Below are 17,102 nucleotides of genomic sequence, written 5' to 3' on the forward strand. Positions count from 1 at the left end.
TGTATGTTGTTTTGGTCGAACAAGTAAGTAGAGGTTTTACATAAGAATACTGTGATGGCGTAAGTTTGATAGAGTTTAACAATATTTGTTAATGCAACCATGTTATTTTCTCGAAAGGGATGGCTGATAGATGAATGAAAAACAAGCACAAGAACGTGTAAATGAACTTCATGAGCTATTAAATAAATTAAATTATGAATACTATGTGTTAGATCAGCCGTCTGCATCAGACGCTGAGTATGACAGGTACATGCAAGAGTTGTTGCAATTGGAAGAGCAATTCCCGGCCCTGAAAACTGCTGATTCTCCAACTGTTCGTGTCGGGGGGACTGTTTTAGAAGCATTTAAAAAGGTTGAGCATCGCATACCGATGTTAAGTCTTGGAAATGCGTTCAATGACGGTGATTTACGCGACTTTGATCGTCGTGTTCGACAGACGATCGGTGATGATGTGCAGTACGTCTGCGAGCTAAAGATAGACGGACTAGCGGTATCTGTTCGTTATGAAGGTGGCGTGTTTGTACAAGGAGCAACGCGTGGTGACGGTCAAGTAGGTGAAGATATAACAGAAAACTTAAAGACTGTCAGATCGTTGCCGCTACGTTTGAATGAACAAGCAACCCTCGAGGTGCGCGGTGAGGCATTTATGCCTAAGCGCTCCTTTGAAGCATTAAACAAAATTAAAGAAGAAAAAGGCGAGGAGCTATTTGCCAATCCTCGTAATGCAGCGGCAGGTTCTTTACGACAATTAGACCCTAAAATTGCGGCATCTCGTAATTTAGATATGTATGTTTATAGTATTGCTGATCTAGGTAATACAAACGTGTCGTCTCACAGTGAAGCTCTTAATTTACTCGAGAGAATGGGCTACAAAACAAACCCTGAACGTCGACGCTGCCTTTCAATTGATGAGGTTATCGACTATTGTGAGAGTTGGACAGTGAAGCGAGCCGATCTAGCATATGACATTGATGGCATTGTTATAAAAGTTGATTCACTTGCCCAACAGGAAGAATTAGGAACAACGGTAAAAAGTCCACGTTGGGCTATTGCTTACAAATTTCCAGCAGAAGAAGTGGTTACAAAGCTACTCGATATTGAAGTAACTGTTGGACGAACAGGAGCAATTACGCCAACAGCTTTGTTGGAGCCTGTTAAAGTAGCAGGAACAACTGTGCAACGCGCATCACTCCATAATGAGGATTTAATTCGTGAAAAAGATATTCGTATTGGCGACTATGTTATAGTAAAAAAAGCGGGAGATATTATTCCTGAGGTTGTAGGAGTAGTCGAGGACCGTCGCACAGGTGAAGAGATGCCGTATGAAATGCCGACACATTGTCCGGAATGTGACAGTGAGCTAGTTCGTATTGAAGATGAGGTAGCGCTCCGTTGTATTAATCCGAAGTGTCCGGCGCAAATTCGTGAAGGCTTAATACACTTTGTTTCAAGAAATGCCATGAACATAGATGGTTTGGGAGAAAAAGTCGTCACACAGCTTTTTAGTGAGAACTTAATACATGATGTCGCAGATATATACAAGCTGACAAAGCCACAGCTTATTGCACTTGAGCGAATGGGTGAAAAGTCTGCCAATAATCTTTTAGCAGCGATAGATGCATCAAGGAGTAATTCACTTGAAAAATTACTGTTTGGTTTAGGTATACGCCACGTAGGAGCAAAGGCAGCTAAAACGCTAGCACAGCACTTTGGAACTATGGAGGCTCTAAGTCAGGCAACATTAGAAGAGCTTGTTGCCATTCATGAGATTGGAGAAAAAATGGCACAATCGGTTGTAGCATATTTCGCCAACCCTGATGTAAAAGAGCTGATTGAAGAATTAAAGGAATCAGAGGTCAACATGGCGTATAAAGGGCCAAAGCCAATTGATGCAAGTGAAGTGGACTCATATTTTTCAGGAAAAACAATTGTATTAACAGGTAAGCTTGAGCAAATGTCACGTTCTGATGCAAAAGCAGAAATTGAGGCGCTCGGAGGGAAAGTAACAGGCAGCGTTAGCAAGTCAACAAACCTTGTTATAGCAGGGGAAGCAGCTGGCTCAAAGCTAGACAAGGCGACTGAGCTTGGTATAGAGGTTTGGGACGAAGCTAGAATGCTTGAAGAGCTTCAGAAATAAGAGGTGCATATGAGTGAGGTATATATTAACTGTGTTCACATGCTGCTTAGTCTTACTTGCAGCATGTGCACCTAACTTTAAACAGGAAGAGGAGTTAATTCAAGAAACAACGGAGCAAACGACTGAAAGAGCTATTATCCCAAAATACAACATCTCAAATTCATACTATCAAACTATATTGCCATTTCAGCCTAGCGCAGCAAGAGGGTTGGTTACAAATCTAATGCGCACTAGGTATGATATAGACGAATTTGAAACAGGGTTAATCCGCGTGGCACAAGACAAATTTCCTACTGATGAATATTTGTTTCAAGAAGGTCAATTTCTTGATGAAAAAACAATATATTCATGGATCAGTCGAAAGAAAACGGCTGACGAGGTTGCTGAATCTCAAAGTCCAAACCTTGGGTTGAATCCAGCTTTATCTGAAGAGGAGCGCTTAAGTTTACAGGCGAACGAAGAAAGTCCTCAATATTTGTCATATATACTCGAGCACAATTATTATAAAAAAACAGATGATGGAAAAATAGAGTTAGAAGCGATTGTACTCGGATTGGCACTTAATTCAGTACATTATTTCAATGCAGAGTATCCCGAAGGAATTTTCCCGCGCGAATATGAGATTCCAGACGAAGATATTGAACGAGAAGGCGAAAAAATGGCACAGCAAGTCCTACAACGAGTTCGTCAAATTGAAGGATTAGAAGAGGTGCCAATTGTCATTGCCTTATTTAAACAAGAAGCTGCTTCGTCAATTACACCAGGAAACTTCTTTGCTAAAACATATGTGAATGGAAAAAATAATTCTGTAGGTAAATGGGAGCCGATTTTTGAGGATTACATTTTATTCCCATCGTCAGAAGCGATGGATACGTATCGTGAGGATGCAATCCTATTTAATAATTTCAAAGACGATATAGCTGAATTTTTTCCGAATTTCACAGGAATTATAGGAACGGGCTTTTATGCAAGCCAGGAATTGCAACATTTGGAGATTGATATAAATATGCAGTTTTATGGCAAAGCAGAAGTCATTGGTTTTACTCAATACGTAACAGGTATCATGCTAGAGCAATTTCCACCATATATTTCTGTCGAAATCCACATATCTTCTATAAGTGGCCCAGAGAGTCTTATAGTTCGAGAAGTAAATGAAAAAGACCCATTAGTTCATATATATAACTAATATATGACTAACAGAAAAGCCGTGTTGTATATTAGCAACACGGCTGTTTAAGCGCGAGTTTTTGGGGTTTAAGCGTGAATTTCAGGGATTTATGCGTGAGTTTCAGGGGTTTAAGCGCGGGTTTTTGTGATTTATGCGCGAATCCCCCCAGAGATTAAGAGTGAATATCTGAATTAGAACATAGATGAGTCAGTTAATTTCTGCCTAATATTAGCTTAAAAAGTTAGCGGTTATGTTAGCTGAAATGATACGGATATAGCACTTATAATTTTTTAAATTTTACGAAAATAATAACATGTTTGAAGCATTCGACTTTATGTTATAGAATGTTAATGAAACCGCTTAATTCATTAGAGGGGGGCAAAACAGATGGTCCAGCCATATAAGCATGAACCGTTTACTGATTTTTCTGTTGAAGCAAACAAAGAGGCATTTTTGAAAGGCTTAAAAATAGTAGAGTCATATTTAGGGCAAGATTATCCGCTTGTTATTGGAGGAGAAAGAATAACAACTGAGGATAAAATTGTTTCTATAAATCCAGCTAACAAAGATGAGGTTATAGGTCGGGTGTCGAAAGCTAATAAAGAGCTTGCTGAACAAGCGATGCAGGTAGCTGATAAGACATTCCAAGATTGGCGTAAGTCTAAGCCAGAGGTGCGAGCTGATATTTTATTCCGTGCAGCAGCGATTGTTCGTCGCAGAAAGCATGAGTTTTCAGCATTGCTAGTTAAAGAGGGCGGTAAGCCGTGGAATGAAGCAGATGCTGATACAGCGGAAGCAATCGACTTTATGGAGTATTACGGTAGACAAATGCTTGCTCTTAAAGATGGGGTACCTGTTAATAGCCGTCCTAATGAGTACAATCGCTATAACTACATTCCACTAGGAGTGGGAGTTGTCATTTCTCCGTGGAATTTCTTATTTGCTATTATGGCAGGTACGACTGTTGCAGCCATGGTAACAGGAAATACAGTGTTACTTAAACCTGCAAGTTCTACACCTGTAGTAGCATATAAATTTTTAGAAGTGCTTGAAGAAGCAGGCCTACCACCTGGTGTTATTAACTTTATTCCGGGTAGCGGGAAAGAAGTGGGAGACTATCTAGTTGACCATCCAAAAACTCGCTTTATTAGCTTCACAGGATCAAAAGAAGTAGGGCTACGTATTTATGAACGTGCAGCAAAGGTTCATCCAGGTCAAAAATGGCTTAAGCGTGTAATTGCTGAGATGGGTGGAAAAGATACAATTGTAGTAGATAAAGAGGCTGACCTAGAGTTAGCAGCACAATCTATCGTTGCATCTGCATTTGGCTTCTCAGGTCAAAAATGTTCTGCATGCTCACGTGCTGTTATAGTGGAAGATGTGTATGACGAAGTTCTAAATCGTGTTGTAGAATTAACGAAAAAGTTAACGGTTGGTAATACGACTAACAATGAGTTCTTCATGGGTCCTGTTATCGATCAAGCGGCTTATAATAAAATTATGGAATACATTGAAATTGGAAAAGGCGAAGGTAGGCTTATGGCTGGTGGCGAAGGTGATGATAGCACAGGTTACTTCATTCAACCTACTATATTTGCAGACCTAGCACCAGATGCACGCCTTATGCAGGAAGAAATCTTTGGACCAGTTGTGGCATTTGCGAAGGCTAAAGACTTTGATGAAGCACTTGAAATTGCAAACAATACAGAGTATGGTCTAACGGGCGCTGTTCTTACTAACAACCGTGCACATATTGAAAAAGCACGTGAAGATTTCCACGTTGGTAACCTTTATTTTAACCGTGGTTGTACAGGTGCTATTGTAGGCTATCAACCATTTGGTGGATTCAATATGTCCGGAACAGATTCTAAAGCAGGCGGTCCTGATTACTTAGTCCTTCACATGCAAGGAAAAACAACATCAGAGATGCTGTAAAGATTGCTGAAACTAAAAAAAATATATACATGCACAAAAGCTTAAGGACGGATGTCCTTAAGCTTTATTAATTATTATCCTCATCTATAAAGATACCGCACTGCTTCGTAAAATGCGTGAAGACTTGTCGTTTTTTTACGTGTGAAAGAGCTGCGTTTTTAAGTAAAGTTGACAGCACTTCGACAGCTTCGACGATATGTGGTCCTTTGTTTAGCATGACGCATTCAGCTCGTATGCCCATCGCCGCATCGGTTATTTCTGCACGAGCAGGAGTTCCTTCTTTGGCAAGACGTTCTAGTATTTGAGTAGCTAGAATAACAGGTATATGGGCTGCTTCACACATACATAATATATCTTCCTGGACGTGAGATAGATTTTCAAAACCAACTTCAACCGCTAAATCCCCGCGTGCAATCATGACACCAAAGGACTCAAACTCCAATCCTTTTAGTAAAATACTAGCTAAGTTACGAATAGCATCTTTTGTTTCTATTTTGGCTACAACCGCTAAATGTGTGCCGCCTAATAGAGTTAAGTGAGTTTGTAGATTCTCCAAATCAGCAGCACTATGAATAAATGACAGACCCACAATATCGGCATGTTTAACAGCAAATTCTAAATGAGTAATATCTTCATCAGAAAGAGAAGATATATTAATTGCTGTATCAGGCAAATTTATTCCTTTTCCCGATTTTAACTTTGCGGGCTTTATATGTGGTGCTGTAATAGTAATGTCAATGTAATCTTCTGCTATATGAGTGGAGATACCGGATATTTTTCCATCATCAAAAAACACTCGATCCCCTTCAATAACTTGTGTAAGTGCTTCTGGAAGTGTACATGAAATAGATGCTGGATGAGATTCTGAAGCAGGTTGACCGATAATTGTGCTGTCACGGTAAAGTCGCAGTACGTCTCTTTTTTGAAGCTTGCAAGGAACTTGTACAGCTTGTGTTGGACCGATCTGATATTTTTCCTCATCAACATATATGTACGCGTTCTCAATTATGAAAGCTTTTCTATCAATTTGTACCTTCAATCTAGTGTTTTCTATGTCAGTTACAAGTATTTCTCTTGTTTTTCCACGCTCGTCTACAATCATCAGTTTATCACCGGTGGTTACCCTTTGTACTAGCTCATACGGAACTGCTAACACACATGCTTTATCTAACTCTCTCTCTTTTTTTATAAAGCTATTTGTTACATTACTGTCTAAGTACCCAATGTTTTTTGGTGAAAATTTAATCATGCTACGTTTCATTACGAAAGCACCTGTACGAATTTTTGGGCCGGCTAAATCCATATAAATTCTACAATGACGATTAGGAGAGTATAAGCCTTTGCTTATAAGGAGCTGCTCAGTGGTGCGAATTCTATTAATAATTTGCAGCCAATCATCAGTCCTATCATGAGCTGTGTTAATACGTGCAATATTCATACCGCGGAGTAGTAGGTTTTCTATTAAACTATCATCTTCAAGTGATTTAGCATCGATTGTAACCATGATGCTCGTTTGTTTTGTTTCACTATGCCTTCCGTAGATGCGTTCTTTCCGGGATTGGATAATGGATAACGGCGATACATTCTGACTGGGTTGCGGTATGTGATGACTCGTAGGTAGATGCTGTAAAACTGCTGTAATACTTTCAAGGACATTATGTTCGGAGCGACCTAAAGAGGAAAGTCCCATATCTGCTAACTGCATTTGTAGGTCGTGGATATCTAATTGACGTAATGCCAAATAAGCTAGGAGATTATCGCGACTAAATGTACGGTCTTCCGTATGATAATGCCATTTTTGCACGGTTTGCATTGTTCTTGCTTGAATAAAATCTAATACTTCAACCAGCTGTTGAGAAATAGTGTCTTCTTTTAATACAGAATTCATGTATATCACCTATTTGCCACTTATATATTTACTTTAACGATAATAGGAATTGCAATTGAATTACAATGAATGAAATGTTAATTTTTCCTAAAAGTTTTGTAAGGTTAAAAAGGGGGAATCTTACAAATTTGCATTCTAGTTGGATTTTCGGTACGATTATATATGTGTTTTTTTTAATATAGTTATATAAGCAACAGGTAAAACTATTGTAATAAAGTAGGGAACTTGTGCTTATACATAACAATGTGTCATTTGAAAGGAGGCGGATGTGTGGGTATCTCAGCTCTAACATGGCTGCTATTAGCAGTTCCAATGCCAATCTTGGTTGTGTTATCAGTTATCTCACTTGTTAAAGAAAACAACCAAGCATAAGGAAAAAGGAACCATGGAAAAAGTGAGATTAAGAAAAAAGGAAGGAATGATTATTTGTCAACTCCAACGTTAGTTACGTTTATGGTGTATTTAGTAGGAATGTTAGGAATAGGTATTTTATTTTATCGTCTAACTAATAACTTATCAGACTATGTATTAGGTGGCAGAAGCCTAGGACCAGGTGTTACAGCACTAAGTGCAGGAGCATCTGATATGAGTAGTTGGTTGCTATTGGGGCTTCCAGGATATGCTTACACTGCAGGTATGGATGCATTATGGATATGTGTAGGTTTAGCTGTCGGGGCTTACTTAAACTGGCAATATGTTGCAGGACGTCTACGTACATATACAGAGATTGCTCAGGATTCGATTACAGTACCAGATTATCTAGAGAATCGTTTTAAGGATTCTACTAAGCTATTACGTGTTATTTCAGCAATAGTAATCTTATTGTTCTTTACCTTCTATGCTTCATCTGGTTTAGTAGGAGGCGCGATTTTATTCCAAGAAACATTTGGAATGACGTATAACCAAGCACTACTAATTGGTGCAATCGTCATTATATCGTATACGTTTTTAGGAGGGTTCCTGGCGGTTAGTTGGACTGATTTTGTTCAGGGAATTTTGATGTTCTTAGCCCTCATCGTCGTGCCGATTGTAGCAATTAATAGTATAAATGGCTGGGAAGAAACAATTGCCAAGGTTGGTAGTATTGATCCGTCATATTTGAGTGCGTATGATAATATGACGCTTATCGGTATTGTTTCATTACTAGCATGGGGCTTAGGGTACTTTGGTCAGCCTCATATCATTACGCGTTTTATGGCGATTCGCTCGCGTAAGGATGTACCAGTAGCCCGTGTAATTGGGATGAGCTGGATGGTTTTAGGTTTAATTGGTGCAATTTTGACTGGATTTGCTGGCGTTGCTTACTTCGCAGAGAGCACTGTAACAGTCGATAATCCTGAAAAAGTATTTATCCTATTTACGGATGTATTATTTAATCCATGGGTATCGGGTATTTTGCTAGCTGCTATTTTGTCAGCTATTATGAGTACCATCGATTCACAGCTACTTGTGTCTTCAAGTGCGCTAGCTGAAGACTTTTATGGTGCCATCTTAAAGAAGGATGCTAGCCAAAAGGAATTAGTTTGGGTTGGCCGTTTAGGGGTTGTAGTCATTGCTCTTATTGCTATATTCTTAGCATGGACAGCGAACCCTGCTAACGAGAATGCTTCATCCATTCTCGATTTAGTAAGCTATGCATGGGCAGGATTCGGTGCTGCATTTGGACCGGTTATTATATTATCATTGTTCTGGAAGAAGATGAATCGCTGGGGTGCCCTTTCAGGTATGCTTACAGGTGCTATAACAGTTGTTGTATGGGCAAAACTAGAAGGTGGCATTTTTAACTTATACGAAATCGTGCCAGGCTTCCTAATTTGTGCGTTCATGATTTGGCTTGTGAGTGTCGTGACAGGTGGATCTTCTATGGAAATTCAGGAAGAGTTCGAACAAATGCAAACAGCGTAGATATTAAAAAAACGGTCACACTCTTTATTGCGAGTGTGGCCGTTTTTATTTAGGTTAATCACATTTTTGTGGGCATTCATTAATCCGACCGTTATTAAAGTCATCAAGGTCATCAGCTAATGCAGAAGCTTGAGTTGGATCTGCTGGCGTTACATTTGAAAGAAATGCGTCTGCTGCGGCAATTGCTTCTGTAGCAAAATCACAAGTTGCCCCACGAGCAACATTTAATTTAGCTGTTAACAACTGAATATATAAAGTTTCGTATTGCGGAATATCAGGTGCTGGAGCTGGTGGATTTCCGTCAAAGATATCAGCGACATTACCAGTGGTAGCTAATATACTAAAGTTACCACCGTTTCCTAATGGTATAGATCCACCTTCAGCTTCGATGATTGAATTAGTAAATTCCTCATCCGTTTGATAACGGCCTCTTGTTAATACACAACCCATTGGTGGTGTTCCGCACCCACCTATGATTGGATCATCACATACTAAACCATTTGCCCCAACGCTCGCATTCGCACCAAAGCTTACATCAAATTCTACACATAAATCTTGAGAGACATTGAAAGTACAGTTATCATCAAATTCTGGTAACATATCTATAATCTCTGGTTCTCCGATACATTCTACAGTAGGAGTCCCTGCAATAATATTTGGTTCAATAATTAATTCTGCAAATTCAGTGATATTTCGACTGAAAGTTCTTGTACAGCCAGTTTCTTCTTGATTAATCCCGATTTGTCTTTTATTTTGAGCCATCTACAAACACACCATCCTTTTCATTGTTTACTATAATACATGCTAAGATTTCGGAAATCGTAATAGTGTAAAGGCACATTTATGTGGAATACGTTGAAAATTAGTGCAAGTAACTAGTATTTTTTACTTCTTGGCATGTGTTTTTTATTAAATGGCTTAATAGGCTCATAATCAAACCAGTCGCAAGGTTGATTTTTCTTACGGTGCGCATGGGGACCATGTTTGTAGTCAGGTTTGCAATCATGTTTAGGCGGGTCACAGTTCACCCCTAATGTTTTTGCATCAACCTCGACACTAAATTTTAGGGGGATTTTTAATGTTAGCTCTTGTTCAACAATAAACTTGCAGCTTTCATTATGATGATGATGGTGGTGACAGTTAGACTTTGGTCGAACTACAGCTTTATCAGAACAGTCAACCTCTGGCTCTAATACATTAACGTGTGGTGTAACTTCTACTTCAGCTCCTACTTTAATATCCTTTTTTATGAATTTTGTACAGCTATCTTCATTCTCTAGTGGCCTGTGTTGTTCGTTTTCCATAATACTCCTCCTTTCGTAATGCCTACAAAGCAAAAGAATGGAATTTCATTTATTCTCTAAATTCCCTTACAATTATTAGATGCAGGCGAACGCTATTTGGGACTAGTCTGATGCCTAATAATTAAAGTAAAACGAAGGTTAGCGACCAGATAATGTTATATGACAAGCTAATATCGCTTGCTTGAGATAGGAACGTCATATAATTGTAATGTGCTGTCGACGCTGTGAGGGGAAGATATAGGATTTTTAATATATTAAAAAGAGTGCCTTTTAGGGGATCGGAAAATTGAGATGAGTCCTCTTAAAAATGTGGCGGGAAGTAATGTGTATGACCAATCCTCCTGTTTTTAGTCTTGCTTTAATGGTTTAAAGTCTGTTATTATCTTATTTAAAAATATGGAACGATTTTCTAAGGGGGACTTGATATGTCACGGATTTCCATTGACCAAGTGAAGCATGTGGCGAATTTAGCGCGCCTTGCCATTTCTGAAGACGAAGCTGCAATGTATCAACAACAGCTGGACAAGATTATTACATATGCAGAGTTATTAAACGAGCTCGATACGAGTAATGTAGAGCCTACTTCCCATGTGTTACCACTGAAGAATATAATGCGCGAAGATGAGCCGAGCGAAGGATTACCGATAGAAAAAGTACTGAAAAATGCGCCAGACCATCAAGATGGCCAATTCCAAGTACCAGCCATTATTGAATAAGGAGGGATGCTGCGTGTCTTTATTTGAAAAAAGAATATCTGAGCTTAAAGGGTTATTGCATAAAAGTGAGATTACAGTAACCGATTTAGTGGATGAATCTTTTAAACGAATTAAACAAGTGGACGGGGATGTTAAAGCATTTTTAACACTAAATGAAGAGCAAGCGTATGTGAAAGCAAAAGAACTTGATGAGTCAAAACAAAAGGAGCACGGCCTGCTCTATGGAATGCCGATTGGACTTAAAGATAATATTGTAACCGAAGGATTACGAACAACAGCAGCTAGTAAAATATTACATAATTTCGATCCGATATATGACTCAACAACAGCAGCTCGGATACGTCAGTCAGATGCGATAATCATCGGAAAGCTGAACATGGATGAGTTTGCGATGGGTTCATCGACGGAGAACTCTGGTTTTCAAAAGACACGTAATCCATGGGATTTAGACCGTGTACCTGGCGGATCTAGTGGTGGATCAGCTGCTGCTGTAGCGGCGGGTGAAGTGCCATTTTCATTAGGGTCTGATACAGGTGGTTCTATACGCCAACCAGCTGCCTATTGTGGAATTGTCGGGTTAAAGCCTACATATGGACGAGTGTCACGTTACGGTTTAATAGCATTTGCATCTTCTTTAGATCAAATCGGCCCACTATCCCGAACGGTTGAGGACAATGCCTTTCTTTTACAAGCAATATGTGGGGTTGATCCTATGGACGGAACATCAGCACATGTAGAAGTGCCGGACTTCTTATCCAGCTTAACAGGAGATGTTAAGGGATTGAAAATTGCTGTTCCGAAAGAGTACATCGGAGAAGGTGTGGATGCTGCCGTAAAAGAAAAAATTATGGCTGCGTTAAAAGTACTTGAAGGCCTTGGTGCAGAGTGGGAGGAAGTATCTCTACCACATTCTAAATATGGTCTAGCAACGTATTACCTATTAGCATCTTCAGAGGCATCTTCAAATTTAGCACGCTTTGACGGTGTTCGATATGGATATCGCTCTGACAATGGCAAGAACTTATTGGACATGTACAAGCTGAGTCGCAGTGAAGGATTCGGAGAAGAAGTGAAGCGACGTATCATGCTCGGAACATATGCGTTAAGCTCGGGCTATTATGATGCATACTACAAAAAAGCACAGAAGGTACGTACATTGATTAAGCAGGATTTTGAAACTGTTTTTGAGAAATACGACGTGATTATTGGTCCAACAGCTCCCACACCAGCCTTTAAAATTGATGAGAATATGAGCGACCCTATGACGATGTATGCCAATGATATTCTTACAATTCCGGTAAATCTAGCGGGTGTGCCAGGTATTTCTGTTCCATGTGGATTGGTAGATGGACTGCCTGTTGGGTTACAAATTATTGGCAAGCACTTTGATGAAAGTACAGTATATCGAGTGGCACATGCATTTGAACAAGCAACTGATTTTCATAAAGCGAGACCACAATTATAAAAGGGGTGAAAGAAAATGTCATTTGAAACGGTAATTGGTCTAGAGGTTCACGTTGAGCTAAAAACAAAATCAAAGATTTTTTCTAGTAGCCCTGTAGACTTTGGGGTTGCGCCAAATACGAATACAACAGTTATTGATTTAGGGTACCCAGGTGTGCTGCCAGTTGTGAATAAAAAAGCAGTCGAGTTTGCGATGAAGGCTGCGATGGCTCTAAATTGTGAAGTTGCTCCTGTCACAAAGTTTGATAGAAAAAACTATTTTTATCCCGACAACCCAAAGGCGTATCAAATCTCGCAATTTGATCAGCCTGTCGGAGAAAACGGTTGGATCGATATAGAAGTGAACGGCGAAACAAAGCGTATTGGTATTACGCGTTTACATTTGGAAGAGGATGCAGGCAAGCTAACACATTCAGGTTTTGGTTATTCATTAGTTGACTACAATCGCCAAGGAACACCATTGATTGAAATTGTCTCAGAGCCTGATTTGCGTTCACCTGAAGAGGCTTATGCTTATTTAGAAAAATTAAAAGCAATCATTCAGTACACAGGTGTATCCGATTGTAAAATGGAGGAAGGCTCACTTCGTTGTGATGCTAACATTTCACTGCGTCCTGTTGGGCAGGAAGAGCTTGGGACGAAGACAGAATTGAAAAACCTTAACTCGTTTGCGTTTGTTAAAGCAGGCTTAGAGTATGAAGAACGTCGTCAGGAGCAAGTGTTATTAGCCGGTGGTAAGATTGATCAAGAAACACGACGTTTCGATGAAGCTACGAAAAAAACAATTTTAATGCGTACAAAAGAAGGATCAGATGACTACCGCTACTTCCCTGAACCAGATTTAGTCGTATTGCATATTGATGACGAGTGGCGCGAGCGTATTCGTGCTGAGATTCCAGAGCTTCCCGATGTACGTCGTAAGCGATATATAGAGGAGCTAGGACTGCCAGCATATGATGCGAGCATTTTAACAATCACAAAAGAGAGTGCCGACTTTTTTGAAGCAACGGTAGCGGCAGGTGCTGATGCGAAACAGGCTTCAAACTGGATAATGGGTGAGTTGTTAGCTTACTTAAATGCCGAAGGAAAAGAGCTTCATGAGGTGGCGCTCACACCAAAATCGTTAGCTGGTATGATAAAGCTCATTGAGGACGGAACAATATCATCAAAAATAGCGAAAAAAGTATTTAAAGAACTCGTTGAAAAAGGTGGCGATGCGAAGGAAATTGTCGAGGCACAAGGCCTTGTGCAAATTTCTGATCCTGCACAGCTACTGCCAATCATTAATGAAGTTTTGGACGCGAATCCGAAAATTATTGATGATTATAAAAATGGGAAAACAAAAGCAGCCGCATCTTTAGTAGGGCAAATTATGAAAGCTACACGCGGCCAAGCCAACCCACCAATGGTAAATAAATTGTTGAATGAAGAGTTAGAAAAAAGATAGAGCGTGGATAGGAGATGTTACTCTTTCGTTGAGTAATGTCTCTTTTTTTGATGGAGAACGTTCTGATAAGTGTTGAGGCTTCTGACCAAACACCTGTCGAGCTAACACCGTTTCGTGTCGACTACGTTCTCATTTGGTGTCGAATACGTACCCTATTCATGTCGAATAACTACCCATTCTGTGTCGACTCTGTACCTAATTAAAGCAAAACCACAATAATCTTAGTACTAGAAGACCATTTATATGCCAGTGGTTAACAAATGCTTAGCCCCCAATAAAATATTTACACGTTCAATTATCCATCCTAACAAAACCCACCATTACTTTTACAAAAATTTGAAACCAACCTATAGAGCTATTCGTACATAGTAATGCAGACTTATTAAAGGAGGGTGCGTGACGTGAGATGAAGGATATTCTGAAAAACTTATTTCGTATTGGTGGAGAAAAAAATAATCCTGTTATTCTCATTGAAGAGTATTTGATGCAGCTGAATAATCAGATTCGAGAGCTAGAAAAGCAGGTTGCGAAAACGATTGCAGAAGAAAAACGTCTGCAAAGAGATGTAATGGATGCAAAGCAGCGAATAGATGCAAGGCAATCTCAAGCGATACGCGCCTTGGAAGAGAATAATGAAAATTTGGCAAGACGTGCTTTATCTGATAAGGTTCAGGTGCAAAATAACCTGGAGCAATTAACAAAGCTATATAAAGATACTAAAACGGTTGCTGAAGAGCTTTCTAATAAGCTTAGAGATTTAAAGCATGACTATGCAGAAACAAGCTTGCAACTTAAAACGTTGAAGTCGCAGGAACATTTGGCAAACTTAAAAACACAAGTGAACCGAGATATGGCTAATCTTCAAGAAAAAGCGGTAAAGAAGCAAATAGAAACCCTTGAGCAGCAGGTGCTTCAAGTAGAAGCGGATGCTGAATTAGCTGACATGAAGCGACAATATTCACAAAGCTTAGGAAAAGACTTTCATAGTGTAGAGCTTGAAGAAACGGTTGATACCGAGCTAGCAAAACTTAAAAAAGAGAAGGATGAATCATGATGGAATCAATTTTTTTATGGGGGCTCATAATAGCCGGCGCTACCACTGTTATTTATATATTATTATCTGATATACTAGATGGCTTTTTTGACTGGATCCCATTTGACTTTTTAAATCCATCTCTCATCCTATCGTTTTTATCTATCTTTTTTGCTAGTGGCTATATATTTGTAAGATTTACAGCGTTTTCTGATTTTATGTCGATTGTCATAGCTTTTGGTATAGCATTTATCATTGCGGTCCTACTGCACTTTTTCGTTTTTATCCCGTTAAAGTCGGCGGAGGCATCTCTAACGTATTCTGATGATGATCTAAAGGGACGAATTGGCTCGGTCATTACCGGTATTCCAGTCGATGGGTTCGGGGAGGTTGTTATCAAGAGTAGCTCAGGCACAATCTCAAAGTCTGCGCAAAGCTTTGAAAATGTAGAAATTCCTTATGGACACGATGTGTTGATTGTAGATGTGAAAAACGGAGTACTACAAGTTACTCCATATGAAACTTTATCTTAGGAGGCTTTTATGAACACTATTATTATTGCTATTATTGCAGTTGTTGCGGTCTTACTTATCGCGCTTATTGCTGTGTTTGTCGCACGCTACCGTACGGTAGGGCCAGATGAAGCGTTAATCGTAACAGGAAGCTATTTAGGTGGAAAAAATGTAAATATCGATGAAGCTGGAAATAAAGTGAAAATAGTTCGCGGTGGCGGTACATTCGTTCTTCCGGTATTCCAGCAAGCTGAGCCGTTAAGCTTACTTTCTATTAAACTAGATGTACAAACACCAGAAGTGTACACAGAACAAGGTGTACCAGTTATGGCTGACGGAACAGCAATCATCAAAATTGGTAGTTCCATAGGCGACATCGCCACCGCAGCTGAGCAATTTTTAGGGAAAAAGAAAGAGGACCTTGAAAACGAAGCTCGTGAAGTGTTAGAAGGTCATTTACGCTCGATCTTAGGTTCGATGACGGTAGAAGAAATCTATAAAAATCGTGAAAAGTTTTCACAAGAGGTACAACGTGTTGCCTCTCAAGACCTTGCAAAAATGGGCCTTATTATCGTTTCATTTACAATAAAAGATGTTCGGGATAAAAATGGATATCTTGAGTCGCTTGGTAAACCACGTATCGCACAAGTTAAGCGTGATGCGGATATTGCAACAGCCGAAGCGGATAAAGAAACACGTATCAAGCGTGCGGAAGCAGATAAAGATGCCAAACGTGCAGAGCTAGAACGTGCAACAGAAATTGCTGAAGCGGAAAAAATCAATCAACTTAAAGTGGCGGAATATCGTCGCGAACAAGATAACGCAAAGGCGCGTGCTGACCAAGCCTATGCCTTAGAGGAAGCAAGATCGAAGCAGGAAGTTACTGAGCAACAAATGCAAATTAGAATTATTGAGCGTCAAAAGCAAATAGAGTTAGAGGAAAAAGAGATTTTACGTCGCGAAAAGCAATACGATTCAGAAGTGAAAAAGAAAGCCGATGCCGACCGTTACTCTGTTGAACAATCGGCAGCTGCAGAAAAGGCTAAGGAAATGGCACAAGCAGATGCCACAAAATACCGTATTGAAGCAATGGCGAAAGCTGAAGCAGAAAAGGTTCGAATCGATGGTCTTGCAAAAGCTGATGCAGAACGTGCACAAGGGGAAGCAGAAGCAGAGGTTATTCGTCTTAAAGGTCTTGCTGAAGCAGAAGCAAAACAAAAGATCGCCGAAGCATTCGAGAAATACGGTCAAGCGGCTGTTCTCGATATGATTGTGAGAATGCTGCCTGAATACGCGAAGCAAGTGGCTACACCACTTTCTAATATTGATAAAATTACAGTTGTGGACACTGGTAGCGGCGAAGGTGGCGGTGCCAACAAGGTAACGTCATACGCGACGAACTTAATGTCAACATTACAAGAGTCATTGAAAGCTTCATCAGGTATTGATGTGAAAGACTTGTTAGAGAACTTCTCAGGAAAAGGAAACATAAAAGCAAGTGTCGATCAATTAACGAATGAGTTAACAAAGAAGCCTGTGAACAAGGAAGAGCGGGATCAATAAAAAGGGAACTGTAGGGTTGTTAGCCCTGCA

The 17,102-nt window shown here is 39.8% G+C and carries 13 protein-coding genes; 10 read left to right on the top strand and 3 right to left on the bottom strand.

Annotated features, from left to right (window positions below):
* The first annotated feature begins 130 nt into the window (after nucleotides 1–130).
* The 3 genes from ligA (at nucleotide 131) to pruA (ending at nucleotide 5,240) form a co-directional block, all read left to right on the top strand.
* Nucleotides 131–2,137 (top strand): NAD-dependent DNA ligase LigA, encoded by a 2,007-nt coding sequence (gene ligA, locus EJF36_RS02045; RefSeq protein ID WP_125904772.1) that lies wholly within the window; start codon nucleotides 131–133, stop codon nucleotides 2,135–2,137.
* Nucleotides 2,138–2,150: 13 nt separating this feature from the next.
* Entirely contained in the window at nucleotides 2,151–3,323 is a 1,173-nt protein-coding gene (locus EJF36_RS02050; protein WP_125904773.1) for a CamS family sex pheromone protein, read from the top strand.
* A gap of 369 nt (nucleotides 3,324–3,692) precedes the next feature.
* Nucleotides 3,693–5,240: an L-glutamate gamma-semialdehyde dehydrogenase gene (gene pruA / locus EJF36_RS02055; RefSeq protein WP_125904774.1), complete on the top strand. Its 1,548-nt coding sequence runs from the start codon at nucleotides 3,693–3,695 to the stop codon at nucleotides 5,238–5,240.
* 67 nt (nucleotides 5,241–5,307) lie between these two features.
* On the opposite strand, the gene EJF36_RS02060 is transcribed toward pruA, so the two are convergent.
* Nucleotides 5,308–7,128, bottom strand: a complete 1,821-nt coding sequence (locus EJF36_RS02060) for a pyruvate kinase (protein ID WP_125904775.1) — start codon at nucleotides 7,126–7,128, stop codon at nucleotides 5,308–5,310.
* Between the two features lie 426 nt (nucleotides 7,129–7,554).
* Between EJF36_RS02060 and putP the strand changes: the two genes are divergently transcribed.
* On the top strand, nucleotides 7,555–9,033 hold the full coding sequence (putP, locus tag EJF36_RS02065) for a sodium/proline symporter PutP (protein WP_125904776.1): 1,479 nt from the start codon (nucleotides 7,555–7,557) through the stop codon (nucleotides 9,031–9,033).
* A 54-nt stretch (nucleotides 9,034–9,087) separates the two neighbouring features.
* Here putP and EJF36_RS02070 read toward each other — a convergent pair whose 3' ends face one another.
* Both EJF36_RS02070 and EJF36_RS02075 read right to left on the bottom strand, forming a co-directional pair.
* Nucleotides 9,088–9,795, bottom strand: coding sequence for a hypothetical protein (locus tag EJF36_RS02070; RefSeq protein WP_125904777.1), 708 nt, complete (start codon nucleotides 9,793–9,795; stop codon nucleotides 9,088–9,090).
* Between the two features lie 113 nt (nucleotides 9,796–9,908).
* A complete protein-coding gene (locus EJF36_RS02075) occupies nucleotides 9,909–10,337 on the bottom strand; it encodes a hypothetical protein (RefSeq protein WP_125904778.1) in 429 nt (142 codons plus the stop codon).
* A 425-nt stretch (nucleotides 10,338–10,762) separates the two neighbouring features.
* Here EJF36_RS02075 and gatC point away from each other — a divergent pair, with 425 nt between their 5' ends.
* The 6 genes from gatC to EJF36_RS02105 all read left to right on the top strand — a co-directional run bounded on the left by gatC (nucleotide 10,763) and on the right by EJF36_RS02105 (nucleotide 17,072).
* Complete coding sequence (gene gatC / locus EJF36_RS02080) at nucleotides 10,763–11,053, top strand: Asp-tRNA(Asn)/Glu-tRNA(Gln) amidotransferase subunit GatC (protein ID WP_125904779.1); 291 nt, start codon at nucleotides 10,763–10,765, stop codon at nucleotides 11,051–11,053.
* Nucleotides 11,054–11,066: 13 nt separating this feature from the next.
* A complete protein-coding gene (gatA, locus tag EJF36_RS02085; protein ID WP_125904780.1) occupies nucleotides 11,067–12,518 on the top strand; it encodes an Asp-tRNA(Asn)/Glu-tRNA(Gln) amidotransferase subunit GatA in 1,452 nt (483 codons plus the stop codon).
* A gap of 15 nt (nucleotides 12,519–12,533) precedes the next feature.
* On the top strand, nucleotides 12,534–13,964 hold the full coding sequence (gatB, locus tag EJF36_RS02090) for an Asp-tRNA(Asn)/Glu-tRNA(Gln) amidotransferase subunit GatB (protein ID WP_125904781.1): 1,431 nt from the start codon (nucleotides 12,534–12,536) through the stop codon (nucleotides 13,962–13,964).
* Between the two features lie 406 nt (nucleotides 13,965–14,370).
* Complete coding sequence (locus EJF36_RS02095; RefSeq protein WP_125904782.1) at nucleotides 14,371–15,018, top strand: PspA/IM30 family protein; 648 nt, start codon at nucleotides 14,371–14,373, stop codon at nucleotides 15,016–15,018.
* Nucleotides 15,015–15,530 (top strand): NfeD family protein, encoded by a 516-nt coding sequence (locus tag EJF36_RS02100; protein WP_125904783.1) that lies wholly within the window; start codon nucleotides 15,015–15,017, stop codon nucleotides 15,528–15,530. Before EJF36_RS02095 ends, EJF36_RS02100 begins: the two co-directional genes overlap by 4 nt.
* A gap of 9 nt (nucleotides 15,531–15,539) precedes the next feature.
* Nucleotides 15,540–17,072, top strand: coding sequence for a flotillin family protein (locus EJF36_RS02105; RefSeq protein WP_125904784.1), 1,533 nt, complete (start codon nucleotides 15,540–15,542; stop codon nucleotides 17,070–17,072).
* Nucleotides 17,073–17,102: the final 30 nt, after the last annotated feature.

The sequence above is a fragment of the Bacillus sp. HMF5848 genome (assembly GCF_003944835.1).
Lineage (GTDB): Bacteria > Bacillota > Bacilli > Bacillales > HMF5848 > HMF5848.

Bases quoted from the DNA above. Each gene is read 5' to 3' on its own strand.
- EJF36_RS02070 (WP_125904777.1), bottom strand. From the start codon at position 9,795: ATGGCTCAAAATAAAAGACAAATCGGGATTAATCAAGAAGAAACTGGC.
- gatB (WP_125904781.1), top strand. From the start codon at position 12,534: ATGTCATTTGAAACGGTAATTGGTCTAGAGGTTCACGTTGAGCTAAAA.
- EJF36_RS02105 (WP_125904784.1), top strand. From the start codon at position 15,540: ATGAACACTATTATTATTGCTATTATTGCAGTTGTTGCGGTCTTACTT.
- EJF36_RS02075 (WP_125904778.1), bottom strand. From the start codon at position 10,337: ATGGAAAACGAACAACACAGGCCACTAGAGAATGAAGATAGCTGTACA.
- EJF36_RS02100 (WP_125904783.1), top strand. From the start codon at position 15,015: ATGATGGAATCAATTTTTTTATGGGGGCTCATAATAGCCGGCGCTACC.
- EJF36_RS02095 (WP_125904782.1), top strand. From the start codon at position 14,371: ATGAAGGATATTCTGAAAAACTTATTTCGTATTGGTGGAGAAAAAAAT.
- pruA (WP_125904774.1), top strand. From the start codon at position 3,693: ATGGTCCAGCCATATAAGCATGAACCGTTTACTGATTTTTCTGTTGAA.
- EJF36_RS02060 (WP_125904775.1), bottom strand. From the start codon at position 7,128: ATGAATTCTGTATTAAAAGAAGACACTATTTCTCAACAGCTGGTTGAA.
- gatC (WP_125904779.1), top strand. From the start codon at position 10,763: ATGTCACGGATTTCCATTGACCAAGTGAAGCATGTGGCGAATTTAGCG.
- ligA (WP_125904772.1), top strand. From the start codon at position 131: ATGAATGAAAAACAAGCACAAGAACGTGTAAATGAACTTCATGAGCTA.